Genomic DNA, 26333 nt, shown 5'->3' with positions numbered 1-26333 from the left:
GGCGCGCAACAAGCGCCAAGGCCGGCTGTTGCCAGCCGGCCCCGATCAAGCCTTGAGCTGATGCGCCCGCGCCCCTTCAGCGCAGCAGGGCCAGCACGCCTTGCGGCAACTGGTTGGCCTGCGCGATCATGGCGGTGCCAGCCTGCTGCAGAATTTGCGTGCGGCTCAGGTTCGCGGTTTCGGCGGCAAAGTCGGCGTCCATGATGCGGCCACGGGCTGCAGCTTGGTTCTCGACCGCGCCACGCAGGTAGCTGATGGTGTTTTCGAACCGGCTTTGCACGGCACCCAGGGTGGCGCGGGTGGTGTTGATGGTGGCAATCGCGGTATCGAGCGTGGTCAGCACGGCTGCGTTGGCCGAGTTGGCGGTGGTATTGAGGCCAGAGGCAGCGCCGGTCCCTTGCGTCACACCCGACATGCCGCCACCTGTGGCAGCGAGGTTGATTGCGGTACCCGCAATGGTGATGGTCTGGCCCGAATTGGCGCCCACCTGGAAGTCGAAGCTGGCGGTGGTGGTAAAGAGGCTGGTGCCGTTGAACTGCACGGCGCTCATGGTGCGGTTGACTTCGTCGCGCAACTGGGTGAATTCCTGGTTCAGCGCATTGATGTCGGCCGAGGTGTTGGTGGAGTTGATCGACTGCACCGCCAGCTCGCGCATGCGCTGCAGCATGTCGGCCATGGTGGCCAAGCCGCCCTCGGCGGTTTGCGCCAGCGAGATGCCGTCGTTGGCGTTGCGAATGGCGACGTTCATGCCGCGCACCTGGACGTTCATGCGCTCGGCAATGGCCAAGCCGGCGGCGTCGTCCTTGGCGCTGTTGACGCGCAAGCCCGACGAGAGCCGTTGCATCGAGACGGCCAGCGAGTTTTGCGTGGCCATGGCGTTGCGTTGCGCGGTGAGCGAGTTGACGTTGGTGTTGATGGACATGACCATGATGCAGCTCCTTGGAAGCAGTGACGAATCACTCCGGCTGGGCCGGAGGGTCAAAACCAACCCCATGCTGGCTTGACGACGAACCCCTGTGCAAGTCCGTTATGTGGGTTTTCGGGTGCGGGCGCGCAAACTTGAGTGCGCAGTCGCAAATATTCTTGCGCCCGGCGCGGCTTGCATCCAGAACTTGAACCCGCCAACGCCCGACCCCGCAGGGCGCCCAGCCCAAGGGCCGCAGCCTGCCCCCGCGCTGCAGCAGGGCTTGCTGGCATGAGTTTGCTGGCATGAGTTTGCTGGCATGATAGGCACATGAACTCGCTGCGCGTTGCCACCTACAACATCCACAAGGGCGTACAAGGGCTGGGCCCGGCGCGCCGGCTCGAAATCCACAACCTGGTGCACGCGGTCGAGCAGTTCGACGCCGATCTGGTCTGCCTGCAGGAGGTGCGCGGCCTCAACCGCAAGATGCAGCGCGCCTTTGCCCACTGGCCCGCCGGCGACCAAGCCAATTTTTTGGCGCCCGAAGGCTACGAGGCCATTTACCGCAGCAACGTGGTCACGCGCCACGGCGAGCACGGCAACGCGCTGCTGAGCCGCTGGCCGGTGCTGGGCCACGGCCACCACGACGTGACCGACCTGCGCTTCGAGCGCCGCGGCATGCTGCACGCCACGCTGCAGGTGCAGCAGCGCCCGGTGCATGTGGTGGTGGTGCACCTGAGCCTGATTCCGGCCAGCCGCGCGCGCCAGGTGCAGGCGCTGGGGCGCTTCGTGCAGCAGCACGTGCCGGACCATGAGGCGCTGGTGGTGGCGGGCGATTTCAACGACTGGGACCAGCGCCTGCACAAGCCCATGGCGCTGTTGGGCCTGCACACCTTCGAGGACATTCGCCTGCCCACCTTCCCGGCCCGGCTGCCGCTGCTGTACCTGGACCGGGTGTATGTGCGCGGCCTGCGCCTGCTGCACGCGCAGGTGCCGCACGGCAAGGCCTGGCGCAGCATGTCGGACCACCTGCCGCTGATTGCCGAACTGGGTTGGCCATGAAGCACCCCATGCGCAGCGGTCACCGGTTGCGCCTGCTCGAAGGCGGTGCAGCGCTGTTTGCGGCCATGGCGCTGGCCATCGACCGTGCGCAGCACCTGGTGCACGTGGAAACCTACATTTTCGAGTTCGCGCACGATGCGCTGCAGGTGGCGCAGGCGCTCGAGCGCGCGGCGCAGCGCGGGGTCACGGTGCGGCTGGTGACCGACGCCTTCGGCACGCCCAAACCGCCGCCTGAGTGGCGCGCCCGGCTCGAAGCGGCCGGGGTGCAGTGGCGCGTTTATCGGCCCTTGGGGCCCATCGGGCTGCTGCTGCCGCGCAACTGGCGCCGCCTGCACCGCAAGCTGTGCATCGTCGATGGCGTGCTGGGATTTTGCGGCGGCATCAACCTGATCGACGACCGCGACGACGTGGTGCTCGGGCGCCTGAGCGCCCCCAGGCTCGACTACGCGCTGCAGGTCAGCGGCCCGTTGCTGGACGATATGCAAGAGGCGATGGAGCAGCTTTGGTGGCGGCTGCAGGCGCTGAGTGCGGCGCGCCGGCACGCCTTTCGGGCCGCCTGGCAGGCGCTGCGCGCCGGCATGCCGCAGTCCGAGCCCTGGCCGTGGTGGGAGCACGCGGTGCACCCTGGGCGGCCGCAACTGGAGCAGTCGGTCAACGGTGCGGCGGCCGCGTTCTTGCTGCGCGACAACGTGCGCAACCGGCACGACATCGAGCGCGCCTACTTGGCCGCGATCGAACTGGCGCGCAGCGAGATCGTGATCGCCAACGCCTACTTCATTCCCGGGCGGCGGCTGCGCCGGGCGCTGGTGCGCGCGGCCCAGCGCGGGGTGCGGGTGCGGCTGCTGCTGCACGGCAAGTACGAGCGCTTTTTGCAATACCACGCGGCGCGCCCGGTCTATCACCAGTTGCTGGCGGCCGGGATCGAGATTTTCGAATATGCGCCCAGCTCCTTGCATGCCAAGGTGGCGGTGGTGGACCAGCGCTGGGCCACGGTGGGTTCGACCAACCTCGACCCGGTGAGCCTGCTGCTCACGCGCGAGGCCAACGTGGTCACGCGCGACGCGGCCTTTGCCAGCTTGCTGCGCGAGCGCTTGGCCGAGTTGATGGCGCACGCGGGCGAACGCGTCGATGCGCTGCGCTTGGCCAGCCGCCCGTGGCAGCAACGGCTGCTGGATCGGGTGGCGTTTGGCCTTATGCGCGCCCTGCTTTATTTGGGCGGCTACCGCTACTAGGTGTGAAGCTGATAGGATCGCAGCCCATGCTCATGCAAGCCCCCACCCCCACCCCTGCGGCCGAGAGCGAAACCGGTCAGCCGATGTCGGTCGTGATTCGCCAGCGCCTGCAGGCGGCGCGCAAGCGCTTTCACGCCAACGACAACATTGCCGACTTTGTGCGGCCCGGCGAGCTCGAGGCCCTGCTCGAGGAGGTGACCGGCAAAATGCAGGCCGTGCTCGACAGCATGGTGATCGACACCGCACACGACCACAACACCGACCAAACCGCGCGCCGCGTGGCCAAGATGTACCTCAAAGAGGTGTTTGCCGGCCGCTACGTGCACGCTCCGGCGATCACCGAATTCCCCAATGCCGAGCACCTCAACGAGCTCATGATCGTGGGCCCGATCACCGTGCGCAGCGCCTGCAGCCACCACCTGTGTCCGGTGATCGGCCAAATCTGGATCGGGGTCTTGCCCAACGAGCACACCAACGTCATCGGCCTGTCCAAATACGCCCGCTTGGCCGAATGGGTCATGGGGCGGCCGCAAATCCAGGAAGAAGCCGTGGTGCAACTGGCCGACCTGATCCAGGAAAAAACCCAGCCCGATGGCTTGGCGATCGTGATGGAGGCCAGCCACTACTGCATGGCCTGGCGCGGCGTCAAGGACATGGACAGCCGCATGATCAACTCGGTCATGCGCGGCGTGTTCCTCAAGGACAGCAACTTGCGGCGCGAATTCCTGTCGCTCATTTCCAGGGGCAAATGAATGCTGGTGCGCCTGCTCTACGTCAGCCGCGCGTGCGAGCGCGACCTCGAGGCCTCGCTCGAGTCGATTTTGGCCACTGCGCGCCTGCACAATCTGCAAAACGGCATCACCGGCATCCTGTGTTACGGCGGCGGCATTTACGTACAAGCCATCGAGGGCGGGCGGGAGGCCGTGAATCGGCTCTATCGCCAGATCGTGGCCGACGCGCGCCACACCGACGTCGAGCTGCTGCACTACGAGGAAATAGCCGAGCGCCGTTTTGGCGGTTGGACCATGGGGCAGGTGAACCTGAGTCGGCTCAACACCTCGGTGGTGCTCAAGTACTGCGAAAAACCCGAATTCAATCCCTACGGCATGTCGGGCCGGGTGTCGCTGGCACTGCTCGAAGAGCTGATGGCCACGGCCTGCATCATCGGTCGGGCCTGAGGGCGGCCTGGGCGGCGCGCTGCCGCCCCGATGACTCCCCGCACACCGGGCAGCCGGGGTCGCGCGCCAGCTGCAGCGGCTGAAAATCGCTGCGCAGGGCGTCGAGCAGCAGCAGGCGCCCGACCAGACTCGAGCCCATGCCCGACAGCAGCTTGAGCGCTTCGGCGGCCTGCATCGACCCCACCAGCCCTACCAGCGGCGCCAGCACGCCCAGCGTGGCGCAGCGCGTCTCTTCGGGGGCTTGGGCCTCGGGGAACACGCAGGCGTAGCAGGGTGAGGCCGGCTGGCGCGGGTCGTACACCGCCAATTGGCCGTCGAAGCGGATCGCCGCGCCCGAGACCAGCGGCACCCGGTGGCGCACGCTGGCGCGGTTGAGGATGTGGCGGGTGGCGAAGTTGTCGCTGCAATCGAGCAGCACCTGGGCCGATGACAGCAGCTGATCGAGCAACGCCGGTTCAGCGCGCTGCGCCCAGGTGTCGATGCGCAGTTCGGGGTTGAGGGCGCGCATGGCCAGCGCCGCCGACTCCACCTTGGGCCAGCCGATGCGCTCTTGGGTGTGGGCAATCTGGCGCTGCAGATTGGTGCCATCGACCGCGTCGTGATCGATCAGGCTGATGTGCCCGACGCCGGCTGCCGCCAAATACAACGCCACCGGCGAGCCCAGCCCACCGGCCCCCACCACCACGGCGTGCGCCGCCAGCAAGCGCTGCTGCCCGGCGATGCCGAATTCGTCGAGCAAAATGTGGCGCGAGTAGCGCAGCAGCTGCGCGTCGCTCAGATCGGGCAGGGCGGTCTGCTTGGGCAAGGCGGGCGGCTTTCAGTTGGCGCTGCGCGCTGCAGCCGGGCGTTCGCGCGCGCTCTGGCTCACCTGCACTGGCAGGCCCTGCAGGTGGTTGAGCGCTTGGCGCAGCTGGAAATCTTCGGCCGAGCCAAACTCGGGCAGCAGGCGCTGGCCGGGGTTGAGGCGCTGCTGCTCTTCGAGCCGCTGGCGCGCCGCTTCGCGCTCCAGTTCGCGCTGGCGCTCGCGGGCCCGTTCTTCCTCGCTGAGTTCGCGCGCCGGGGCGCCGTTGCGGCCGGCGCTGATGTCGGCCTGGCGTGGGCGCAGGGCGGCCAGCACGTCACCCGCAGCGGTTTCGTCGAGCCAGAGGTCGGGCACGATGCCGCGGTCTTGAATGGCGCGGCCGCTGGGGCTGAAGTAGTGCGCGGTGGTCAGCTTGAGTGCGGTGTCGGGCCCGAGCGGGCGCACGGTTTGCACCGAGCCCTTGCCAAAGGTCTGGCTGCCCATGAGGGTGGCGCGGCGGTGGTCCTGCAGCGCCCCGGCCACGATTTCGCTCGCCGAAGCCGAGCCCTCATTGACCAGCACGACCAGCGGCACGGTGCGCAAGCGGCCTTGGGTGGCCTCGGTCAGGCGCTGGATGTGGTCTGGGCCGCTGCGCAGGTAGTAGCGCGGCGCGGCGCGGAAGGTGGCGCGGCTCTCGGGCAACTGGCCGTTGGTGCTGACCACCACCGCGTTTTCGGGCAGGAAGGCGGCCGACATGGCGACCGCCGCATCGAGCAGGCCGCCGGGGTCGTTGCGCAAGTCGAGCACCAGCCCGCGCAGCTGCGGGTCTTGCTGGTAGAGGGCCTGCACCTGGCGCGCAAAATCTTCGATCGTGCGCTCCTGGAACTGCGACACCCGCACCCAGGCGTAACCGGGCTCGACCATGCGGCTGCGCACGCTCTGGGTGCGGATTTCCTGCCGTGTGATGGTGACGCTGAAGCTGCGGTTTTCGCTGCGCCGCATGATCATCAGGCGCACCTGGGTGTTGGGTTCGCCGCGCATGCGCCGCACCGCTTCACCGATGGTCATGCCGCGCACCGGCGTGTCGTCGATCTGGCTGATGAGGTCGTTGGCCATCAGGCCAGCGCGAAAGGCGGGCGAGCCCTCGATCGGCGAGACCACCTTGACCAGCCCGTCTTCCATCGAGATTTCGATGCCCACGCCCACGAAACGGCCGGCGGTGCCTTCGCGGAATTCGCGGAATTCCTGGGGGTTGAAAAATTGCGAGTGCGGATCCAGCCCGGAGACCATGCCCGAAATGGCGTCGTGGATGAGCTCGGTGTCGTCCACCGGCTTGACAAAATCGCTCTTGATGATGCCATAGACGGCGGCCAACTGCTGCAACTGCTCCAGCGGCAGCGGCGTCACAGCCCCGCGCGCCACCGCCTGCAACTGCATGGTGGTGAGGGCACCGGCCAAGGCACCGACGGCGATCCAACCCGCGACTTTCAATTTGTATCCCATTTGCTCAACCTCTGCCCGCAGTGGGCAACGCACACGCACTATAGCGCTTGGAGAGTGGGGGGCGCATTGCGTTCCCGGGAAAAACCGTTGCCGTCACTGGGCGGGGCTGTGCCCGGGCCCGGCGCCGATCAGGCACGGCTTTGGCGCGCCACGGCGGCGGCTGCGGCCTCGGCCGCTGCGGCGTCGCCCAGGTAGTGGCGCCGCAGCGGGCGCAGCGCGGCGTCGAACTCATACACCAGCGGGATGCCGTTGGGGATGTTGAGCTGCACGATGTCGGCGTCGGACACGCCGTCGAGGTGCTTGATCAGGGCCCGGATCGAATTGCCGTGCGCCGACACCAGCACCCGCTGCCCGCTGGCAATGGCCGGCACCAGCGTCTGCTCCCAGTACGGCACCATGCGCGCCACCGTGTCCTTGAGGCATTCGGTCAGGGGCACCTGGTGCGGTGCGAGGGCGGCGTAGCGGCGGTCGGTGCGCTCGCTGCGTGCGTCGTCGGCGGCCAAGGGTGGCGGCGGCGTGTCGTAGCTGCGCCGCCACAGCAGCACCTGCGCCTCACCGTACTGGCGCGCCGTTTCGGCTTTGTTGAGCCCTTGCAGGGCGCCGTAGTGGCGCTCGTTGAGGCGCCAGTCTTTGATCACTGGCAGCCAGGCGCGGTCCATGGCGTCGAGGCAGTGGTTCAGGGTGTGGATGGCGCGCTTGAGCACGCTGGTGTGGCAAAGGTCGAATTCCCAGCCCTCGGCCTTGAGCAACTGCCCGGCCGCCAGCGCCTGCGCCACGCCGGTGGGGGTGAGGTCCACGTCGGTCCAGCCGGTGAAGCGGTTTTCGAGATTCCAGATGGATTCGCCGTGGCGGATCAGGACGAGCTTGTGCATGGGGGGAATTTCTTGCGTGTGGGCGGGGCTGGATGAAGATGTGATTCTAAAATACCGGCTGCTCGTGTTTTGAGGACAGTCGTGGATTTCATTTTGCAAAATTGGGTGTTGGTGCTGATCGCCGTGACGGCGCTGGCGCTGTTGGTGTGGCCGATGTTGAGCGCTGGCGGCGGTGCCGGCAGCCTGACGCCCAACGAGGCGGTGCAGCTCATCAACCGCGAAAAAGCGGTGGTCATCGACGTCTGCTCGCTCGACGAATACGCCGCCGGACACATTGGGCTGGCCAAGCACGTGCCGCTTGACGAACTGGACAAGCGCTTGTCGCAAACGGTCAAGAACAAGGCCACGCCGCTGCTGCTGGTGTGCGCCTCGGGCATCCGTTCCAGGCGCGCCGCGGGCGTGGCCAAAAAGCTCGGGTTCGAGAAAGTGCACACGCTGGCCGGGGGCATGGGGGCTTGGCGTGCGGCGGCCTTGCCGGTGCAAAAGGGGCCGCCGGGCAAGGGCTGATGCGGTGCCCAACAGACGCGAGAACTTGCACATGGCCCAGATCACCTTCTACAGCAGCGATTACTGCCCCTACTGCCACCGCGCCAAGGCGCTGCTGCGCGCGCGCGGGGTGCAGGCGTGGGACGAGATCGTCGTCGATGGCCGGCCCGACCTGCGCGCCGCCATGACCGAGCGCGCCGGGCGCAGCAGCGTGCCGCAGATTTTCATCGATGGTCAGCACATCGGCGGCTGCGACGACCTGCACGCGCTCGATGCGCGCGGGGGGCTGTTGCCCTTGCTGACATAATCGCCTTCGGTCTGCCCAGTTTGGGCGTCTGACTGGCCCGCTGCAGGCTCGACAGGCCCAGCGGCTGTTTCCACCACGAGATCCATCATGTCCGATACCCCTGCCGTTCCGGTGTTCCAGATTCAGCGCGTCTATCTCAAGGAGGCCTCGCTCGAGCAGCCCAATTCGCCCAACATCCTGCTGCAGCAAGAGCAGCCGGGGCTCGACATCCAGCTCGGGGTGGCCGCCGAACCCCTGGCCGAAGGGGTGTTCGAAGTCACCGTGACCTGCACCGTGACGACCAAGATCAAGGACAAGACCCTGTACCTGGTCGAGGCCAGGCAGGCCGGCATTTTCGAGCTGCGCAACCTGCCGCAAGAGCAGATGGGCCCGATCCTGGGCATCGCCTGCCCGCAGATCATCTACCCCTACTTGCGCGGCAACGTGGCCGACCTGATTCAGCGCGGCGGCTTTGCGCCGGTGCATCTGGCCGAGATCAACTTTCAGAGCATGTACGAGCAGCAACTGCAGCGCGAGGGCGCGGCGGCCACAGCGGCTGCAGCCCCCACGGTGCAGTAAGGCCCAGCACCGCCGCTGGGCATGAAGATCACCCTGCTGGGGGCCGGTGCCTGGGGCACGGCGCTGGCCATCGCGGCGGCGCGTGCTGCAGGCGCTCCGGGTAGTGCGGTGCAGCGGGTGCGCCTGTGGGCGCGCGACCCGGTGCAGGTGGCGGCCATGCAGGCCACGCGTGCCAACGCGCGCTACCTGCCCGGCTGCGCCTTCCCCGACGCGCTGGAGCTGTGCGCCGCCGACGAAGCCGACCTGGCGCAGCTGTGCGCGGCCGACGACCTGGTCGTGCTGGGCACCCCGATGGCGGCGTTGCGCGGCCTGCTGCAGCGTTTGCGCGCTCTGGATGCGCCCGTGGTCTGGCTGTGCAAGGGCTTTGAGCAGGGCACTGGCTTGCTTGGGCACGAGATCGCGCTGCAAGTGGCCCCCAGCCTGCCCGTGGGCGTGCTCAGCGGCCCCAGCTTTGCCAAAGAAGTGGCCGCTGGCGCGCCCACCGCGCTGGTGGCCGCCAGCGCGCAGGCGCACGTGAGCCAGCGGCTGGTGCAGGCCTTGCACAGCCGCACACTGCGCGTCTATGCCAACGACGACGTGGTGGGCGTGGAGGTCGGCGGCGCGGTGAAGAACGTGCTGGCCATCGCCACCGGCCTGTGCGACGGCCTGCAGCTGGGCCACAACGCACGCGCGGCCCTGATCACGCGCGGGCTGGCCGAAACCGTGCGTCTGGGGCTGGCGCTGGGCGCACGCGCCGAAACCTTCATGGGCCTGAGCGGCTTGGGCGATCTGGTGCTCACCGCCACCGGCGACCTGAGCCGCAACCGCCAAGTGGGGCTGCGTTTGGCGCAAGGCCAGAGCCTGGGGCAGGCGCTCGATGCCCTCGGTCACGTGGCCGAAGGGGTGTACAGCGCCCGCACGGTGGCGCAGCGCGCGCGCGCCTTGGGGGTGGAGATGCCGATCACGCAAGCGGTGGTGGCGCTGCTCGATGGCGAAATCAGCCCGGCGCAGGCCGTGCAGCAGCTCATGGGGCGCGACCCGACGCCGGAGCAGCGCACCCAGGGCGTCTGAGCGATGCCGCGCAGCGGGTCGCCGGGGCTCAAAACTCCCAGTTGTCGATCAGGCGGGTGCGCCCCAGCCGCGCCGCCCCGAGGGCGACCCACTGGCCAGCCGTGGCCGCGCCCGGCCAGTCTGTGCCCTGTGGGGCTTGCAGATCGCTGCGGCGGCGCACCGTGAGGTAATCCGTCTGCCAGCCGCGCCCGTTGAGCTGCGCCGTGGCTTGCTGCTCCAGCGCCGCCAGGTCGGTTGCGCCAGCGGCCACGGCAGCGGCCAGGCGGCGCAGCGCCAGGATGAGCTGCACCGCCTCGGCGCGCTCGACCGACGACAGGTAGGCGTTGCGCGAGCTCAGGGCCAGTCCGTCGGGGGCGCGCTCGGTCGGGCCGGCGTGCAGGGTCACCGGCAGCGCCAGTTGCTGCACCATCTGGCGCAGCAGCAGCCACTGCTGGTAGTCCTTTTGCCCAAAAACGGCGTGGCCACCGCCCTTGCTCTGTCCAAACACGAGCGCAAACAGCTTGAGCACCACGGTGCACACGCCGGTAAAGAAACCGGGCCGGAACTGGCCCTCCAGGATGTCGGCCAGCTCGGGCGGCGGCAGCACCTTGAAGCGCTGCGGCTGCGGATACAGCTCGGTTTCTGTGGGGGCAAACAGCAGGTCGCAACCGGCGGCTTCGAGCTGCGCGCAGTCGGACTCGAAGGTGCGCGGGTAGCTGTCGAAATCTTCGTGGGGCAAAAACTGCAGCCGGTTGACGAAGATGCTGGCCACCGTCACATCACCCAGCGGTTGGGCTTGGCGCACCAAAGCCAGATGGCCGGCGTGCAGGTTGCCCATGGTGGGCACGAAGGCGGGACGATCGAAGCGCGCCAGGTGCTGGCGCAGTTCAGAACAGCGGTGGATGACGCGCATGGGGTGGCAGGGGCAAAGGCTGGGGGAATAGGGGGCTTGTGGGGCAAGGGGTTTCAGGGCGCTCGCGGCCAGAGGCGCCGCGCCGCCCCTGTTCACCAGGCGTGCAGGGCCGGATCGGGGAAGCTGCCGTCCTTGACCGCGCGCACGTAGGCCGCCATGGCCTGAGCCACGCCGTCGTGCCCGTGCATGAAGTTGCGCACAAACTTGGGCGGCTTGCCCAGGTTCACGCCCAGCATGTCGTGCATCACCAGCACCTGTCCGGCGGTGCCCGCACCCGAGCCAATGCCGATGGTGTGGCAGTGCGGCAGCTGCGCCGTGATGGCGCTGGCCAAGTGGGCCGGCACCATCTCGAGCACCAGCATGGTGGCGCCGGCGTCCTGCAGCGCGCGCGCGTGGGCTTGCAGGCGTTCGGCGTCGGCTTCGCTGCGCCCCTGCACCCGGTAGCCGCCCAGGGCGTGCACGGTTTGCGGCGTCAGCCCCAAGTGCGCGCAGACCGGGATGCCACGCTCGACCAAAAAGCGCACCACCTCGGTGGTCCAGCCGCCGCCTTCGAGCTTGACCATGTGCGCGCCGGCGTGCATCAGCGCGGTGGCGCTGCGCATGGCCTGCTCACGCGACTCCTGGTAGCTGCCAAAGGGCAGGTCGCCGATCACCCAAGCGGTGCCCTGCACCCGGCGCAGCCCGCGCGTCACGCTCTGGGTGTGGTAGCACATGGTGTCGAGCGTCACGCCGACCGTGCTGCTCAGGCCCTGGCAGACCATGCCGAGCGAGTCGCCCACCAGCAGGCACTCGATCCCGGCGCTGTCGGCCACCGCGGCAAAGGTGGCGTCGTAGGCGGTGAGCATGGTGATTTTTTCGCCGCGCTGGCGCAGCTCGTGCAGGCGCGGCAGGCTCACCGGCTTGCGCGGCGGCAGCGGCGAGGCGGCAGGCAAGGTGCCGTAGGGGGTGCTGGCGGTGGCTTCGCTCATGGTGTGGGTAGGGTGGCCGTAGGGGAGGGGGCAATGGCACCGATTGTCCATCATACCCCGCACTCTGGAGCACAATTCGGCCCATGACGCTCGCCCACCTTGCCCCGACCCCCGAACCCAAGCCTTGCACAGGCCCCGTTGCCGACCCCTTCACCCCCACCGCCCTAGCCGCGCTGGCGCAGGCCGACGTGGCGCGCGCGCTGGCCGAAGACGTGGGCACTGGCGACCTGAGCGCCGCCCTGATCGACCCCGAACGCCGTGCCTGCGCGAATTTGCTGGCGCGCGAGGCGGCGGTGCTCTGCGGTGCGCCGTGGGTGCAGGCGGCGGTGCTGGCGCTCGACCCCGAGGCGCAGCTGCATTGGCTGGTGCCTGAAGGCCAACGCTGCGCCGCCAACCAGGTGGTGCTGCGCCTCGAGGGCCGCGCGTGCGCCCTGCTCAGCGCCGAACGCACGGCGCTCAACTTCTTGCAGACCCTGAGCGCCGTGGCCACGCAGACCGCGCGCTTCGTGCAGCAGGTGGCGGGCACGCGGGCGCAGATCGTGGACACGCGCAAAACCTTGCCCGGTCTGCGGCTGGCGCAAAAATACGCGGTGCGCACCGGCGGCGGCACCAACCACCGCCTCGGGCTCTACGACGCCGTGCTGATCAAGGAAAACCACATCGCTGCCGCCGGCGGCGTGACGGCGGTGCTGCGGCAGGCGCAGCAGTGGGTGGCGCAAAGGGCGGCCACGGTGCGCTTCGTGCAGATCGAGGTCGAGACGCTGGCGCAGCTCGACGAGGCGCTCACCGCAGGCGCACGCATGGTCTTGCTCGACAACATGGACTTGCCGACCTTGCGCGAAGCGGTGCGCCGCAACGCCGCCCACCCCAGCGGGCCGGCGCTGCTCGAGGTGTCGGGTGGCGTGAACCTCGAGACGGTGCGCGCGCTGGCCGAAACCGGGGTCGATCGCATCTCCATCGGGGCCCTGACCAAAGACCTCAAGGCGGTGGATTTTTCGCTGCGCTTCGAGGTGCAGCCGAAGGTTTGATGCGCCCCCGGGCGCAGCAGCCTGCAGGGGCGCGGCCCGCAGGGTCTTGCCGGGCATGCAGGCTTTGCAAGCGATAATGCCCGATCGTGTGCCACCCCCTTTTCCAGCAGACGCTTCCATGCCCACCTACCGCTCCAAAACCTCCACCGCTGGCCGCAACATGGCGGGCGCCCGTGCCCTGTGGCGCGCCACCGGCATGAAAGACGGCGATTTTGACAAGCCCATCATCGCCATCGCCAACAGCTTCACCCAGTTCGTTCCCGGCCACGTGCACCTCAAGGACCTGGGGCAACTGGTGGCGCGCGAGATCGAAGCCGCCGGCGGCGTGGCCAAGGAGTTTCACACCATCGCCGTGGACGACGGCATCGCCATGGGCCACGACGGCATGTTGTACTCGCTGCCCAGTCGCGAGGTGATCGCCGATTCGGTCGAGTACATGGTCAACGCGCACTGCGCCGACGCGCTGGTGTGCATCTCCAACTGCGACAAGATCACCCCAGGCATGCTCATGGCCGCCATGCGGCTGAACATCCCGGTGGTGTTCGTCTCGGGCGGGCCGATGGAAGCCGGCAAGGTGTTGCGCAGCGTGCCGGGCGAGCAGACGGTGCAGATCAAGAAGCTGGACTTGGTCGATGCCATGGTGCTGGCCGCCGACGCCTCGGTGTCGGACGCCGAGCTGGCCGAAGTCGAGCGCAACGCCTGCCCCACCTGCGGCTCGTGCTCGGGCATGTTCACCGCCAACTCGATGAACTGCCTGACCGAAGCCCTGGGCCTGAGCCTGCCCGGCAACGGCACCGTGCTCGCCACCCACACCGACCGCGAGCAGCTGTTTCGCCGCGCCGGACGCCTGATCGTCGAACTGGCGCGGCGCTGCTACGAGGGCGATGACGCCTCGGTGCTGCCGCGCTCGATCGCCACCTTCGAGGCCTTCGAGAACGCGATCGCGCTCGACATTGCCATGGGCGGCTCCACCAACACCGTGCTGCACCTGCTGGCCACGGCGCGCGAGGCCGAGGTCGAGTTCACCATGGCCGACATCGACCGCCTGTCGCGCCGCGTGCCCACGCTGTGCAAGGTCGCACCCAACACCGACCGCTACCACATCGAAGACGTGCACCGCGCCGGGGGCATTTTTGCCATTCTGGGTGAGCTCGACCGCGCCGGCCTGCTGCACGCCCACTGCGGCACCGTGCACAGCCCGAGCTTGGCGGCGGCGCTGGCGCAGTGGGACATTGCACGCGCGCCCAGTGCCGAGGTGCAAACCTTCTACCGCGCCGCACCGGGCGGGGTGCCGAGCCAGACCGCCTTCAGCCAGAGCCAGCGCTGGCCCAGCCTGGACACCGACCGTGCCCAAGGCTGCATCCGCGACCTGGAACACGCCTACTCGCGCGACGGTGGGCTGGCGGTGCTCTACGGCAACCTGGCGCTGGATGGCTGCATCGTCAAGACCGCCGGCGTCGATCAGAGCATGTTCGAGGCCGAGCAACTGCGCTACACCACCAGCGTGCCCACCTCGACCCTGCGCGCCTTCGAGGGCCCGGCGCGCGTCTTCGAGAGCCAGGACGCGGCCGTGCAAGCGATTTTGAGCGACCAGATCGTGCCCGGCGACGTGGTCGTGATCCGCTACGAAGGCCCACGCGGCGGCCCCGGCATGCAAGAGATGCTCTACCCGACTTCGTACCTCAAGTCCAAGGGGCTGGGCAAGGTCTGCGCCTTGCTCACCGACGGGCGCTTCTCGGGCGGCACCTCGGGCCTGAGCATCGGCCACGCCTCACCCGAGGCCGCCGCCGGCGGCGCCATCGGCCTGGTGCGCGACGGCGACCGGATTCGTATCGACATCGCCCAGCGCCGCATCGAACTGCTGGTGACCGACGACGAGCTGGCGCAGCGCCGCACCGAGCAAGACCGCCTGGGCTGGAAACCGGCCCAGCCGCGCGCGCGCAAGGTCTCGGCGGCGCTCAAGGCCTACGCCAAGCTGGTGCTGTCGGCCGACAAGGGCGCGGTGCGCGATCTGTCGGCGCTGGACTGAGCCATGAGCGCAAGCACCTTTTTGCAGCACCCGCAGATCGACCCGGTGGCGCTGCAGCTCGGGCCGCTGGCCATCCACTGGTACGGGCTCATGTACCTGATCGCCTTTGGCCTGTTCTTCCTGCTGGCGCTGCGCCGCTTGCGCCACCCCAGTTACGCCGCGCTGGGCTGGGGCCGGCGCGACGTGGAAGATTTGCTGTTTTTGGGCGTGATTGCCATCATCGTCGGCGGACGCCTGGGCTATGTGCTGTTCTACAAGCCGCTCGAGTTTCTGGCCGAGCCGCTGCGCATTTTTGCCGTCTGGGAAGGGGGCCTGAGCTTTCACGGCGGCTTTCTGGCCCTGTTGCTGGCAATGGCGTGGTTTGCCTGGCGGCGGCGCTGCCACTGGTTGCAAGTGACCGACTTCGTCGCCCCCTGCATTCCGCTCGGTATTGCCAGCGGGCGCATCGGCAACTTCATCAACGGCGAACTCTGGGGCCGCGTGGCCGACCCGGCGCTGCCGTGGGCGATGGTGTTTCGCGGCGCCGGCGACTTGCCGCGCCACCCCTCGCAGCTCTACCAGGCGCTGCTCGAAGGCGTGTTGCTGTTCGTGCTGCTGTGGCTGTACGCGCGCGGGCCGCGGCGTCTGGGCGAAGTGTCGGCGGCGTTCCTGGTTGGCTACGGCAGCATGCGCTTCATCGTCGAGTTCTTCCGCGAGCCCGACGCGCATTTGGGGCTGCTCGCGCTGGGCTTGAGCATGGGCCAGTGGCTCAGCCTGCCCATGATCCTGGCCGGTGCGGCCTTGTGGGGCTGGGCGCACCGGCAGCGCACGACTGCGGCTTGAAGGGGCCGCCCAACGGGCCCACTCCGATGGGCCTCAGCGCAGCACCAGCACCGGCGTGCTGGTGTGCGTCAGCACCTGCTGGGTTTCGCTGCCCAGCAGCAGACGCTTGAGGCCACGCCGACCGTGCGAGGCCATGATGATCAGGTCGGCCTTGTGCTGCTGCGCGGCCGCCATGATGGCTTCAGCGATCAGTTCCGACTGCACCGTCAGCGGCCGCACCTTGACGCCAAGCTTTTGGCCCTCGGCCTGGATCGCATGCAGGCTGTCCATGGCGTCATCGTGCCACTGCTGTTCGATGCGCCGCACTTCTTCTTCGGCCAGCGCCACACCGCCCTCGAAATAGGTCTTGGGGTAGGGTGCGACCACGCGCAGCGCCAGCAGTTCGGCGCAGAGCGCGTTGGCGAGCTTGAGTGCGTGTGCGACGGCCTGATCCGACAGTTCCGAGCCGTCAGTGGTCACGAGGATGCGTTGGTACATGGCAAAGGAGCTCCAGAAAAATAGGGGTGCCTCGATTGTGCCTGCAACTTTGGGGCCAGGTCGGCCCGCAAGTGCAGCGCCCAGGCACGAATAGCCCTCAAACTTGATCTGAATCAAGCCAGCCCGGCCAAGCCCGATGGTATGCTCGCGCGCATGTCGAACTCCACCGCCGTCACCGGCAGCGATCTGGCTGCCAGCACAGCGACGGCCCCGGGCTTGGGCGCGCTTTTGGGCCAGCACCGCGGCCCGCTCACCGTTGACGACGACTTCCTGGTGCTCGACGACCCCATCGAGCAAGAGGATTTCTGCCGTCCGGTGCAGGTTGACGGGCGCGAACTGCAAGAGGCGGTGCTGATGGTGCAGGGCATGTACTGCCCAGCCTGCTCCGAAACCGTCGAAGCCGCCCTGGGCGGGCGCCGCGGCGTCGAGTCGGTGCGGGTGCATGCCGCCACCCGGCGCGTCACGCTGCGCTGGGACCCGGCCCAGACCCTGCTCTCGGCGCTGGCGCGCAACGTCGGTCAAAGCGGCTACCGGCTGCTGCCCATGCGCCAGGCGCTCAGCGTCGAGGAGCGCCTGGCCGAAACCCGGCTGCTGATGTGGCGCCTGTTCGTGGCCGGCTTTTGCACCATGCAGGTCATGATGTACTCGTGGCCGTTCTACATCACCGAGCCGGGCGAGATCCCCTTGGTTTATGACCAGCTGTTGCGCTGGGCCAACTGGATGCTGAGCGTGCCGGTGGTGCTGTTTTCCAGCATGCCCTTTTTCCAGAGCGCCTGGCGCGACCTGCGCCACGGGCGCATCGGCATGGACATGCCGGTCTCGATCGGCATCCTGGTGACCTTCATCGCCAGCACCGGCGCCACCTTCGACCCCACGGGCGTCTGGGGGCACGAAATCTGGTTCGATTCGCTCACCATGTTCGTGTTCTTCCTGCTCGGTGGGCGCTACCTGGTCTCGCGCCTGCGCGACCGCACCGCCGGCGCGCTCGACGTGCTCATGAACCGCCTGCCCGAGCAGTGCGAGCGCCAGCTGGCCGACGGCAGCTTCGAGACCGTCTCGCTCAAGCGCCTGCGCGTGGGCGACGTGCTGCGCGTGCAGGCCGGCATCGCCTTCCCGGGCGACGCCACCGTGCTCGGTGACAGCGCCACCGTCGATGAGGCGCTGCTGACCGGTGAATCGCAGCCGGTGACGCGGCTGCGTGGTCAAGCGGTGGTAGCCGGCAGCTACAACCTGGCCGGCACGGCGCTGGTGCGCATCGAGCGCCTGGGGCGCGAGACCCGTTTCGCCCAGATCGTGGCGCTGATGGAGCAGGCGTCCACCGAAAAACCCGAGCTGGTCAAGCTCGCCGACCGCATCGCCGGGCCGTTTTTGGTCGCGGTCTTGCTCAGCGCCGCCTTTGGTGCTTGGTACTGGTGGCAGATCGACCCCGCCTTGGCGGTGCCGATCGCGGTCGCGGTGCTGGTGGCCACCTGTCCGTGTGCGCTCGCGCTCTCGACGCCGTCGGCCATGCTGGCCGCGGCCGGGGCCTTGGCCGAGCGCGGCATCCTGGTGCGGCGCCTGCTGGCCTTCGAGGCCCTGTGCAAGATCGACACCGTGGTGTTCGACAAGACCGGCACCCTGACCCAGGACCGGGTGGTGCTGCGCGAGGTGCGGGTGCGCCCAGGCCTCACAGATGAGCAAGCGCTGGAGCTGGCTTGGCCACTGGCTGCGGCCTCGCTGCACCCGGTGTCGCGTGCGATTGCGGCGCGGGCACGGCCAGCGGACAGTGCGGCTGTGCCCGCTGCCACCACAGCCACTTCAGCCACTGCAGCCACTGCTTCAGCCGCCCCCGACGCCCCAGAGGCCGCTTCGCAGGCCGCGCTCGATCTGGTGCGCGACGTCCCCGGCGCCGGCTTGGTGCTCGAGCGCGCCGGTGGGGGCGTTTACAAACTCGGTTCGGCGGCGCTGTGCGGACTGGATCAAGATCAACTGCTGGCCCAGGGGCGCAGCGTCGCCGACGCGCCCTGCGCCTACCTCAGCGACGAGCAGGGCTGGCTGGCCACCTTCGTCATGGACGAGGGCGTACGCGCCGACGCCGCCGCGGCCGTGGCCGACTTGCGTGCCATGGGCTTGCAGGTCCATCTGCTGTCGGGTGACAAGATCGGCGCGGTGCAGCGCGTGGCGCAGCAGCTCGGCATCACCCAAGTGGTGTCCGAGGCCAGCCCCGAGCGCAAGCTCGAAGTCGTCGCCGCCCTGCAAGCCCAGGGGGCACGGATCGCCATGGTGGGCGATGGCATGAACGACGGCCCGGTGCTGGCGCGTGCCGAAGTCGCGTTCGCGCTCGGCCACGGCGCGCCCCTGACGCAGTCGCAGTCCGACCTGGTGGTGCAAAGCGGCCGTTTGTCAGAACTGGTACAAACCATGAGGCAAGCCCGGCGCACCATGCGCATAATCAAGCAGAACCTGATCTTTTCGGCTAGTTACAATGGCAGCATGGTGCCGCTGGCCATCGCCGGCTATGTGCCGCCTTGGCTAGCCGGCTTGGGCATGGCGCTGAGCTCATTTGTGGTCATCGGCAACGCCATGCGGCTGTCGCGCCTGCCCGACTTTCCTGTTCCCGATCCGGCCCTGGTGCCGGTCGCAGCCTACGCGAGGTGATGCCATGGAATCCTTGTTGTTGTTGATCCCCTTGTCGGTGCTGCTGGTGCTGGCGATCATCGGGGTGTTCTGGTGGGCGCTGTACAACGGTCAGTACGACAACGTCGAGCGCGAAGGCGAACGGATTTTGAAAAACGATTGATCTAGGTCAAATGGCGTAGCCGCGCCAGCGGCGACACTCTGGCGGTGTTTTTAAAAAGAGGAGTAGGTGCATGAGTGCAATCACGGCGGATGCCCATCCGGGCAGCGTATCCGACGCCCGGCAGGGTGTCTATGAAGACAAGGTCATCCGACAGTTCTCTGTCATGGCGGTGGTCTGGGGTGTGGTCGGGATGCTGGTCGGCGTGGTCATCGCCGCCCAGATGATCTGGCCGGCACTCAACCTGGGCCAGCTCGGGCTCGAGTGGTTCTCGTTCGGGCGCCTGCGTCCGCTGCACACCAACGCCGTGATCTTCGCCTTTGGCGGCTGTGTGCTCTTTGCCACCAGCTACTACGTGGTGCAGCGCACTTGTCAGACCAAGCTCTTTTTGCCACAACTGGCAGCCTTCACATTCTGGGGCTGGCAACTCGTGATCGTGCTGGCGGCCATTACGTTGCCCCTGGGCCTGACTTCCGGCCAAGAGTACGCCGAACTGATCTGGCCGATCGACGTGCTGATCACGGCGGTTTGGGTCTCGTACGCGGTCGTGTTCTTCGGCACCCTGGCCACGCGCAAGATCAACCACATCTACGTTGCCAACTGGTTCTTTGGTGCCTTCATTCTGGCGGTTGCGCTGCTGCACGTGGTCAACAGCTTGGCCGTCCCGACTGGCCTGCTGCACGCCTACTCGCTCTACTCGGGTGTGCAAAGCGCCATGATTCAATGGTGGTACGGCCACAACGCGGTGGGCTTCTTCCTCACGGCGGGCTTCCTGGGCATCATGTACTACTTCATCCCGAAGCAGGCTGAGCGCCCGATCTACAGCTACCGCCTCTCGATCGTCCACTTCTGGGCCCTGATCTTCACCTACATGTGGGCTGGCCCACACCACCTGCACTACACCGCGCTGCCCGACTGGACGCAATCGTTGGGCATGGTGTTCTCGCTCATCCTGCTGGCACCGAGCTGGGGCGGCATGATCAACGGCATCATGACGCTCTCGGGCGCCTGGCACAAACTGCGCGACGACCCGATCCTGCGCTTCCTGATCGTGTCGCTGTCGTTCTACGGCATGTCCACCTTCGAAGGGCCGATGATGTCGATCAAGACCGTCAACGCCCTGAGCCACTACACCGACTGGACCATCGGCCACGTGCACTCCGGCGCACTGGGCTGGGTCGGCCTGATCTCCATGGGTGCGCTCTACTTCCTGATCCCACGCCTGTTTGGGCAGAAGAAGATGTACTCGGTCAAAGCCATTGAGCTGCATTTCTGGATCGCCTGTATCGGCATCGTGATCTACATCGCCGCTATGTGGATTGCCGGTGTGACCCAAGGCCTGATGTGGCGTGCCCTGGCCGACGACGGCACCCTGGCCTTCACCTTCAGCGAGTCGGTGCGCGCCAGCTACCCCTTCTATGCGATACGTTTGGTCGGTGGCTTCATGTACTTTGCTGGTATGTGCATCATGGCCTGGAACGTTTGGATGACGGTGCGTGAGGGCTTGCGCGCTGGCCCGGTGCCCCAGGTCCGGATTCCGGCGGTTTCCCCGGCCCACGCTTGAGTCAGGAGCACATGAAAATGGCAAGCAATGCAACCAAAGGCAACTCGCACCAAAAGGTCGAGACCAACAGCTTCTTGATGATCGTCCTGATCCTGGCCGTGATTTCGATCGGCGGCCTGGTCGAGATCGTGCCGCTGTTCTTCAAGAAGTCCACCACCCAGCCGGTCGAGGGCCTCAAGCCCCACACCGCGCTGCAACTGGCCGGCAAGGACGTGTACATCCGCGAGGGCTGTTTCACCTGCCACTCGCAGATGATCCGGCCCTTCCACGCCGAGACCATGCGCTACGGCCACTTCTCGCTCGCGGGCGAGTTTGTGTACGACCGCCCGTTCCAGTGGGGCTCCAAGCGCACCGGCCCGGACTTGCACCGCATCGGTGGCCGCTACTCCGACGAATGGCACCGCCAGCACCTGATGGATCCGCGCTCGCTGCGCCCATACTCCAACATGCCGGCTTACCCCTGGCTGGCTGAGCGGCCCGTGAATGCAGAGGCCATGCCGCAGCGGCTGCGTGTGTTGCAAATGCTCGGCCACCCCTACACAGACGAGGAAGTCGCCGGCGCCGCCGCTGCCGTGGAGGGCAAGACCGAGATGGATGCCCTGATCGCTTACCTGCAGGTTCTGGGCACAGCGGTGCGCTGAAGCGACCAGGAGCAGAGCGCATGGATATCAACGACTACCGAAGCATCGTGACCGTGGTCAGTTTGGTGGTGTTCTTGGGCATCGTCTGGTGGGCGTGGTCCAAGCACAACAAGGGCCGTTTCGATGACGCCGCCCAACTGCCCTTCAAGGAAGATTAAGCCGCGCACTCACTCACAAGAGAAACATCATGAGCGACTTCACTAGCGAATTCTGGCATTTTTACGTGGCCGGGCTGAGCCTGATCAGCATCCTGGCCTGCTTTGTCCTGCTGTGGTACAGCAGCAAGGTCAAGGTCACACCGACCGAAGACAACTCCACCGGCCACGTCTGGGACGAGGACATCATCGAAAAAGACAACCCGCTGCCGAAATGGTGGGTCTGGATGTTTGTCATCACCATCGTCTTTGCCCTGATCTATGGGCTGTTGTACCCGATGTTTGGCAAATTCCCGGGCTTGCTGAACTGGACTTCAGTCGGGCAGTATCAGGCTGAAAAGGCCGCCAACATTGCTGCCGTGGCACCCAAGTTCGAGGCCTTTGCGCAAAAGTCGGTCGAGCAGTTGGCCGCCGACCCGGTGGCGATGCGCATCGGTGAGAGCCTGTTCATGAACAACTGCGCCGTCTGCCACGCCGCCGACGGTCGCGGCAGCCTGACGTTCCCCAACCTGGCCGACAACGACTGGTTGTGGGGCGGAGACGCCGAGGCCATCAAGGTCTCGATCACCCAGGGTCGGGTGGCGGTCATGCCGCCCTTGGCCGAAGCCGTGGGCTCCCCGGAGGACGTCACCAACGTGGCGCACTACGTGTTGAGCCTCTCGGGTGCGCCGCACGACAGCGTGCGCGCAGCCGCCGGCAAGGCCAACTTTGCCACCTGCATCGCCTGCCACGGCGCCGATGGCAAGGGCAACACCGCCATGGGCGCGCCCAACCTCACCGACGACATCTGGCTGCATGGTTTTGGCGTCGATGCCGTGGTGCGCAGCATCAACGAAGGCATCATGAACGTCATGCCGCCACAAAACGTGTTGCTGTCCGAGCAGCAGATCCATGTGTTGACCGCCTACGTGTGGGCCAAATCCAACCGTCCGCAATAACACCGATTCGACGTCGTTCCTCAATTGTCAAATAGCACCCAACCGGATGGCGGCAACTCAGCCGCCAGACCGGACGAAATCGAGATATCGCTCTACGCCGACCGGCAAAAGATCTACCCGCGTTCCGTCGCGGGGGTCTTTACCAACTGGCGTTGGGCCATGGTCTGGCTGACCCAGATCGTTTTCTACGGCCTGCCCTGGTTGCAATGGAACAACCGGCAGGCTGTATTGTTTGACCTCGAAGAGCGCCGTTTCTACCTCTTCAACCTCGTGCTCTACCCGCACGACCTGATCTACCTCACCGGTCTGCTGGTCATCTCGGCGCTGGCCTTGTTCCTGTTTACGGCCGTTGCCGGGCGCCTGTGGTGCGGCTTTGCCTGCCCGCAGACGGTCTATACCGAAATCTATCTGTGGATGGAAAAGCTGGTCGAGGGCGACCGCACGGCCCGGATGCGACTCGATCAATCCGGCCATACGCTGGAAAAATACGGCAAGAAAACCCTCAAGCAAGCGCTCTGGATCGCGTTTGGCTTGTGGACCGGCTTCACCTTCGTCGGCTACTTTACGCCCATCCACGAGCTGTGGGCGGCGGTTTGGGCAGCCCAACTCGGGCCTTGGCAAACCTTCTGGATTCTGTTCTACGGTTTTGCCACCTACGGCAACGCCGGCTACATGCGCGAGCAGGTGTGCAAATACATGTGCCCCTACGCGCGCTTTCAGAGCGCGATGTTCGACCGCGACACGCTCATCGTCACCTACGACGAGCAGCGCGGCGAACCGCGCGGGCGGCGCTCGCGCAACGCCGATCTGGCGCAGCTCAAGCTCGGCGCTTGCGTCGACTGCTCGCTGTGCGTGCAGGTTTGCCCCACGGGCATCGACATTCGCAAGGGGCTACAGTACGAATGCATAGGCTGCGGCTCCTGCGCCGACGTCTGCGACCAGGTCATGGACAAGGTGGGTTACGAGCGTGGTCTGGTGCGCTTCACGACCCAGAACGGGGTGCAGGACAAGCTCAGCCGGGCCCAGATGTGGCGCCGCGTGCTGCGGCCCCGCGTCCTGGTCTATGGCGCCATTTTGCTGCTCATCACCGTGGCGCTGTTTACCAGCCTGTACCTGCGCACCCCGCTCAAGGTGGACGTGATACGCGACTCGAGCGTGCTGTCGCGCATCGTGCAGCAAGGCCAGATCGAGAACGTTTACCGCTTGCAACTGCTCAACGCCACCGAACGCGAGCAGCACTTGCGCATCAGCGTGCAGGGCTTGCCAGGTTTGCAGATGGTGTCAGAGTCTGAGCTCAAGCTGGCCCCAACCGATGCGCGCTCATTGGCCGTCACCTTGCGCCTGCCTCCTGGGGTCAGCCCGCCTGGTGCGCACCCGATCGAGTTTCAAGTGCAAGCCCTGGGAGCCGATGGGTTTACGGTGCGGCAGGACTCGGTTTTCATGGTGCCGCGCTGAACCCACGCTGGCAGCAGCGTCTTTTGAACTTTTCGCATCCGACCTTACACTCACCGATCATGAACAGCACCACCCCGAAGGCTCCTCCCCCCCAAGCCGCTCGCCCTTGGTACCGCGAGCCTTACGTGTGGTTGGTGCTGGGTTTGCCGGCGTCGTCGATCGCGCTCTCGATGGCGCTGGTGACCACGGCGGTGATGAACCGCGACCCAGTGCTGGACCGCAACGCGCCCATGGTGCCTGCCGACCAGCGCCGTCTGCAGATGATGACGCCCGAGCAGCGCGCCACCTATCTGGCCAGCCTGCGCCCGGCACGTGAGGCGCGCAACCACGCCGCCAGCCCGGAAGTGCCCCCGCCGCGGGAGTAAGGCGAACAGGTCGCGCTCGACGTGGGCGTGGTGTTCAGTTGCGCATCGGCGGGTTCACCAGCCGCTCCAGTGCCTGCGTGTCTTTGATCTGCACGTAGCGCTGGCGCACATCGATGATGCCGTCTTCCATGAAGCGCGAAAAAGTGCGGCTCACGGTCTCGAGTTTCATGCCCAGGTAGCTGCCGATCTCTTCGCGCGTCATGCGCAGCACCAGTTCGGACTGCGAAAACCCGCGTGCGTGCAAGCGCTGCACCAGATTGAGCAAAAAGGCCGCCAGCCGCTCCTCGGCGCGCATGGTGCCCAGCAGCAGCATCACGCCTTGGTCGCGCACGATCTCGCGGCTCATGATCTTGTGCACGTGGTGCTGCAAGGCGCTGAACTCGCGCGACAGTTGCTCGATGCGGTCAAAGGGCAGCACGCAGACCTCGGCGTCTTCGAGCGCGATGGCGTCGCAGGCGTGCTGGTCGTGCACGATGCCATCCATGCCGATGATCTCGCCCATCATCTGAAAGCCGGTGACCTGGTCGCGGCCGTCGGCGCTGGTGATGCAGGTCTTGAAAAAACCCGAGCGCACCGCGTACAGTGCGGTGAAGGCATCGCCGGCGCTGAACAGCGACGCTCCGCGTTTGATGCGGCGCCGATTCGATATGATCTGATCGAGATGCTCGAGTTCTTGCGGTTTGAGCCCCATAGGCAAGCACAACTCGCGCAGATTGCAGCCAGAACAGGCGACTTTGATGCTCTGAATATCCATGTAAGCGCGGCCAAATAGTGCGCGAAGCTTAACCCATGTGTGGCCGTGTGGGCGTGGGCGCCAAAGAAAACAAAAAATGGGCTAGGCTTGACTCAGGTCAAGGGTGATGGGGGCTGTTCGGTGCATATTCTCGCACCAGGAGAAATTTTTGTGAAACCTGTCATCGACGAGGGGTTGCTGCGGCGTTTTGACGTGCCCGGCCCCCGTTACACCTCATACCCGACCGCCGACCGCTTCGTCGAAGCCTTTGGCGAGCAAGACTATGTGCAGGCTTTGCGCCAGCGCCATGCCGGCTCGCTGGCCTTGCCGCTGTCGATCTACGTCCACATTCCGTTTTGCGATTCGCTGTGCTACTACTGCGCCTGCAACAAGGTCATCACCAGGCACCACAGCAAGTCGGCCGAGTACCTGCGCTACCTCACGCGCGAGCTCGAGTTGCAGTGCAGCCACCTGGGGTCGGGCCACAGCGTGTCGCAGATGCACCTCGGTGGCGGCACCCCGACCTTCATGTCGGATGAGGAACTCAGCGATCTGGTGGCGATGGTGCAGCGTCACTTCAAGCTGGTGCCGGGGGGCGAGTATTCGATCGAGGTCGATCCGCGCACCGTGACCCCCGCGCGGCTGGAGCATCTGCACCGCCTGGGTTTCAACCGCCTGAGCTTTGGGGTGCAGGATTTTGACCCCACGGTGCAAAAGGCCGTGCACCGCATCCAGCCCGCCGAGCAGGTGTTCGACTTGGTGGCGGCGTCGCGACGCATCGGTTTTGAATCGGTCAACGTCGATCTGATCTACGGCCTGCCGCAGCAGACGCCCGAGTCGTTTCGCCATACGCTGGAGCGCGTGCGCGAGCTGCGCCCAGACCGCATCGCGCTCTACGCCTACGCGCATCTGCCCGCGCGCTTCAAGCCGCAGCGGCGCATCGTGGCCGCCGAACTGCCGCCCGCAGCCGACAAGCTGGCCATGCTCGCGATCTCGCTCGAGGTCTTCAACCAAGCGGGTTACGTCTATGTGGGCATGGACCACTTCGCACTGCCCACCGATGCCTTGGCGGTGGCCAAGCGCCAGGGGCGGCTGCACCGCAATTTTCAGGGCTACAGCACGCAGCCTGACTGCGATTTGATCGCCCTGGGGGTCTCGGCCATCGGCCGCATCGGCGCCACCTACAGCCAGAACGCCAAGACGCTCGAGGAATACTACGACCACCTCGACCAGGGGCGGTTGCCGATCGTGCGTGGGCTGGCGCTGAGCCGCGACGACCTGCTGCGCCGCGCGGTGATCATGGCCCTGATGTGCCAAGGGCGGGTGGATTTTGAGGCCATCGGGTTGGCGCACCTGATCGAGTTCAGCAGCTTTTTTGAACCCGAGCTGGAGCGCTTGCGCGAGTTCGAGGCGCTGGGCTTGCTGCGCCTGAGCGCAGGCAGCATTGAAGTCAGCGACACCGGCTGGTACCTGGTGCGCGCCATCGCCATGCAGTTCGACCGGCACTTGCAGCAGGATCGGGACCGGGCGCGCTTCTCCAAAATCATCTGAACGCTG

28 protein-coding genes are annotated in these 26333 nt (G+C 66.6%); 20 read left to right on the top strand and 8 right to left on the bottom strand.

Annotated features, from left to right (window positions below; genetic code table 11):
* Positions 1–76: 76 nt before the first annotated feature.
* The gene (locus AAAZ40_RS08680; protein ID WP_476659993.1) at positions 77–928 is read right to left on the bottom strand and encodes a flagellin N-terminal helical domain-containing protein; all 852 of its coding nucleotides are present in this window, start codon (positions 926–928) and stop codon (positions 77–79) included.
* Positions 929–1234: 306 nt separating this feature from the next.
* Here AAAZ40_RS08680 and AAAZ40_RS08675 point away from each other — a divergent pair, with 306 nt between their 5' ends.
* Genes AAAZ40_RS08675 through AAAZ40_RS08660 form a run of 4 tightly spaced genes read left to right on the top strand, consistent with a single transcriptional unit; the run spans position 1235 to position 4376 of the window.
* Complete coding sequence (locus AAAZ40_RS08675; RefSeq protein WP_476659992.1) at positions 1235–1966, top strand: endonuclease/exonuclease/phosphatase family protein; 732 nt, start codon at positions 1235–1237, stop codon at positions 1964–1966.
* Entirely contained in the window at positions 1963–3198 is a 1236-nt protein-coding gene (gene clsB / locus AAAZ40_RS08670) for a cardiolipin synthase ClsB (RefSeq protein WP_476659991.1), read from the top strand. The genes AAAZ40_RS08675 and clsB overlap by 4 nt, the downstream gene beginning before the upstream one ends.
* Before the next feature lie 26 nt (positions 3199–3224).
* On the top strand, positions 3225–3950 hold the full coding sequence (folE, locus tag AAAZ40_RS08665) for a GTP cyclohydrolase I (RefSeq protein ID WP_476659990.1): 726 nt from the start codon (positions 3225–3227) through the stop codon (positions 3948–3950).
* On the top strand, positions 3951–4376 hold the full coding sequence (locus tag AAAZ40_RS08660; protein WP_476659989.1) for a BLUF domain-containing protein: 426 nt from the start codon (positions 3951–3953) through the stop codon (positions 4374–4376).
* Here AAAZ40_RS08660 and AAAZ40_RS08655 read toward each other — a convergent pair.
* From AAAZ40_RS08655 to gpmA, 3 genes are all read right to left on the bottom strand, one after another.
* Complete coding sequence (locus tag AAAZ40_RS08655) at positions 4360–5154, bottom strand: HesA/MoeB/ThiF family protein (RefSeq protein ID WP_476661717.1); 795 nt, start codon at positions 5152–5154, stop codon at positions 4360–4362. The genes AAAZ40_RS08660 and AAAZ40_RS08655 overlap by 17 nt on opposite strands.
* Before the next feature lie 39 nt (positions 5155–5193).
* The gene (locus AAAZ40_RS08650) at positions 5194–6660 is read right to left on the bottom strand and encodes a S41 family peptidase (protein ID WP_476659988.1); all 1467 of its coding nucleotides are present in this window, start codon (positions 6658–6660) and stop codon (positions 5194–5196) included.
* Positions 6661–6788: 128 nt separating this feature from the next.
* Positions 6789–7532 (bottom strand): 2,3-diphosphoglycerate-dependent phosphoglycerate mutase, encoded by a 744-nt coding sequence (gene gpmA / locus AAAZ40_RS08645; RefSeq protein WP_476659987.1) that lies wholly within the window; start codon positions 7530–7532, stop codon positions 6789–6791.
* Positions 7533–7613: 81 nt separating this feature from the next.
* Here gpmA and AAAZ40_RS08640 point away from each other — a divergent pair, with 81 nt between their 5' ends.
* From AAAZ40_RS08640 to AAAZ40_RS08625, 4 genes are all read left to right on the top strand, one after another.
* On the top strand, positions 7614–8039 hold the full coding sequence (locus AAAZ40_RS08640; protein WP_476659986.1) for a rhodanese-like domain-containing protein: 426 nt from the start codon (positions 7614–7616) through the stop codon (positions 8037–8039).
* Positions 8040–8070: 31 nt separating this feature from the next.
* Complete coding sequence (grxC, locus tag AAAZ40_RS08635) at positions 8071–8325, top strand: glutaredoxin 3 (RefSeq protein WP_476659985.1); 255 nt, start codon at positions 8071–8073, stop codon at positions 8323–8325.
* Positions 8326–8412: 87 nt separating this feature from the next.
* Entirely contained in the window at positions 8413–8883 is a 471-nt protein-coding gene (secB, locus tag AAAZ40_RS08630; protein WP_476659984.1) for a protein-export chaperone SecB, read from the top strand.
* Positions 8884–8904: 21 nt separating this feature from the next.
* Positions 8905–9933, top strand: coding sequence for an NAD(P)H-dependent glycerol-3-phosphate dehydrogenase (locus AAAZ40_RS08625; protein WP_476659983.1), 1029 nt, complete (start codon positions 8905–8907; stop codon positions 9931–9933).
* Positions 9934–9961: 28 nt separating this feature from the next.
* Here AAAZ40_RS08625 and panC read toward each other — a convergent pair whose 3' ends face one another.
* Together panC and panB are read right to left on the bottom strand one after the other, a co-directional pair.
* Entirely contained in the window at positions 9962–10825 is an 864-nt protein-coding gene (panC, locus tag AAAZ40_RS08620) for a pantoate--beta-alanine ligase (RefSeq protein WP_476659982.1), read from the bottom strand.
* Positions 10826–10917: 92 nt separating this feature from the next.
* Positions 10918–11793 carry a 3-methyl-2-oxobutanoate hydroxymethyltransferase gene (panB, locus tag AAAZ40_RS08615; RefSeq protein WP_476659981.1) on the bottom strand — a complete coding sequence of 292 codons (876 nt, stop codon included), beginning with the start codon at positions 11791–11793 and terminating at the stop codon, positions 10918–10920.
* Between the two features lie 83 nt (positions 11794–11876).
* Here panB and nadC point away from each other — a divergent pair, with 83 nt between their 5' ends.
* The 3 genes from nadC to lgt all read left to right on the top strand — a co-directional run bounded on the left by nadC (position 11877) and on the right by lgt (position 15672).
* On the top strand, positions 11877–12821 hold the full coding sequence (gene nadC, locus AAAZ40_RS08610; RefSeq protein ID WP_476659980.1) for a carboxylating nicotinate-nucleotide diphosphorylase: 945 nt from the start codon (positions 11877–11879) through the stop codon (positions 12819–12821).
* 118 nt (positions 12822–12939) lie between these two features.
* Positions 12940–14850 (top strand): dihydroxy-acid dehydratase, encoded by a 1911-nt coding sequence (gene ilvD, locus AAAZ40_RS08605; RefSeq protein WP_476659979.1) that lies wholly within the window; start codon positions 12940–12942, stop codon positions 14848–14850.
* Between the two features lie 3 nt (positions 14851–14853).
* A complete protein-coding gene (lgt, locus tag AAAZ40_RS08600; protein WP_476659978.1) occupies positions 14854–15672 on the top strand; it encodes a prolipoprotein diacylglyceryl transferase in 819 nt (272 codons plus the stop codon).
* Positions 15673–15705: 33 nt separating this feature from the next.
* On the opposite strand, the gene AAAZ40_RS08595 is transcribed toward lgt, so the two are convergent.
* Positions 15706–16149 (bottom strand): universal stress protein, encoded by a 444-nt coding sequence (locus AAAZ40_RS08595; protein WP_476659977.1) that lies wholly within the window; start codon positions 16147–16149, stop codon positions 15706–15708.
* A 153-nt stretch (positions 16150–16302) separates the two neighbouring features.
* Between AAAZ40_RS08595 and AAAZ40_RS08590 the strand changes: the two genes are divergently transcribed.
* The 8 genes from AAAZ40_RS08590 to AAAZ40_RS08555 all read left to right on the top strand — a co-directional run bounded on the left by AAAZ40_RS08590 (position 16303) and on the right by AAAZ40_RS08555 (position 24043).
* Positions 16303–18786 carry a heavy metal translocating P-type ATPase gene (locus tag AAAZ40_RS08590; protein ID WP_476659976.1) on the top strand — a complete coding sequence of 828 codons (2484 nt, stop codon included), beginning with the start codon at positions 16303–16305 and terminating at the stop codon, positions 18784–18786.
* Positions 18787–18790: 4 nt separating this feature from the next.
* Positions 18791–18928 carry a cbb3-type cytochrome oxidase assembly protein CcoS gene (gene ccoS, locus AAAZ40_RS08585; protein WP_476463265.1) on the top strand — a complete coding sequence of 46 codons (138 nt, stop codon included), beginning with the start codon at positions 18791–18793 and terminating at the stop codon, positions 18926–18928.
* A 70-nt stretch (positions 18929–18998) separates the two neighbouring features.
* A complete protein-coding gene (gene ccoN, locus AAAZ40_RS08580) occupies positions 18999–20489 on the top strand; it encodes a cytochrome-c oxidase, cbb3-type subunit I (protein ID WP_476659975.1) in 1491 nt (496 codons plus the stop codon).
* An 11-nt stretch (positions 20490–20500) separates the two neighbouring features.
* Positions 20501–21130: a cytochrome-c oxidase, cbb3-type subunit II gene (gene ccoO, locus AAAZ40_RS08575; protein ID WP_476659974.1), complete on the top strand. Its 630-nt coding sequence runs from the start codon at positions 20501–20503 to the stop codon at positions 21128–21130.
* Between the two features lie 20 nt (positions 21131–21150).
* Entirely contained in the window at positions 21151–21288 is a 138-nt protein-coding gene (locus tag AAAZ40_RS08570) for a cbb3-type cytochrome oxidase subunit 3 (RefSeq protein ID WP_476659973.1), read from the top strand.
* 29 nt (positions 21289–21317) lie between these two features.
* Positions 21318–22223, top strand: coding sequence for a cytochrome-c oxidase, cbb3-type subunit III (gene ccoP, locus AAAZ40_RS08565; protein ID WP_476659972.1), 906 nt, complete (start codon positions 21318–21320; stop codon positions 22221–22223).
* Positions 22224–22247: 24 nt separating this feature from the next.
* Positions 22248–23678: a cytochrome c oxidase accessory protein CcoG gene (gene ccoG, locus AAAZ40_RS08560; protein WP_476659971.1), complete on the top strand. Its 1431-nt coding sequence runs from the start codon at positions 22248–22250 to the stop codon at positions 23676–23678.
* A 59-nt stretch (positions 23679–23737) separates the two neighbouring features.
* Entirely contained in the window at positions 23738–24043 is a 306-nt protein-coding gene (locus AAAZ40_RS08555) for a hypothetical protein (protein WP_476659970.1), read from the top strand.
* 34 nt (positions 24044–24077) lie between these two features.
* Here AAAZ40_RS08555 and fnr read toward each other — a convergent pair whose 3' ends face one another.
* A complete protein-coding gene (fnr, locus tag AAAZ40_RS08550; protein ID WP_476659969.1) occupies positions 24078–24797 on the bottom strand; it encodes a fumarate/nitrate reduction transcriptional regulator Fnr in 720 nt (239 codons plus the stop codon).
* A 150-nt stretch (positions 24798–24947) separates the two neighbouring features.
* On the opposite strand from fnr, the gene hemN reads away from it, so the two are divergent.
* A complete protein-coding gene (hemN, locus tag AAAZ40_RS08545) occupies positions 24948–26327 on the top strand; it encodes an oxygen-independent coproporphyrinogen III oxidase (protein WP_476659968.1) in 1380 nt (459 codons plus the stop codon).
* Positions 26328–26333 lie beyond the last annotated feature (6 nt).

Source organism: Serpentinimonas sp. SMBJO2, assembly GCF_056341105.1.
Note: the sequence above shows the minus strand (reverse complement) of the source record. Positions and strands in the feature narration are given on the sequence as shown.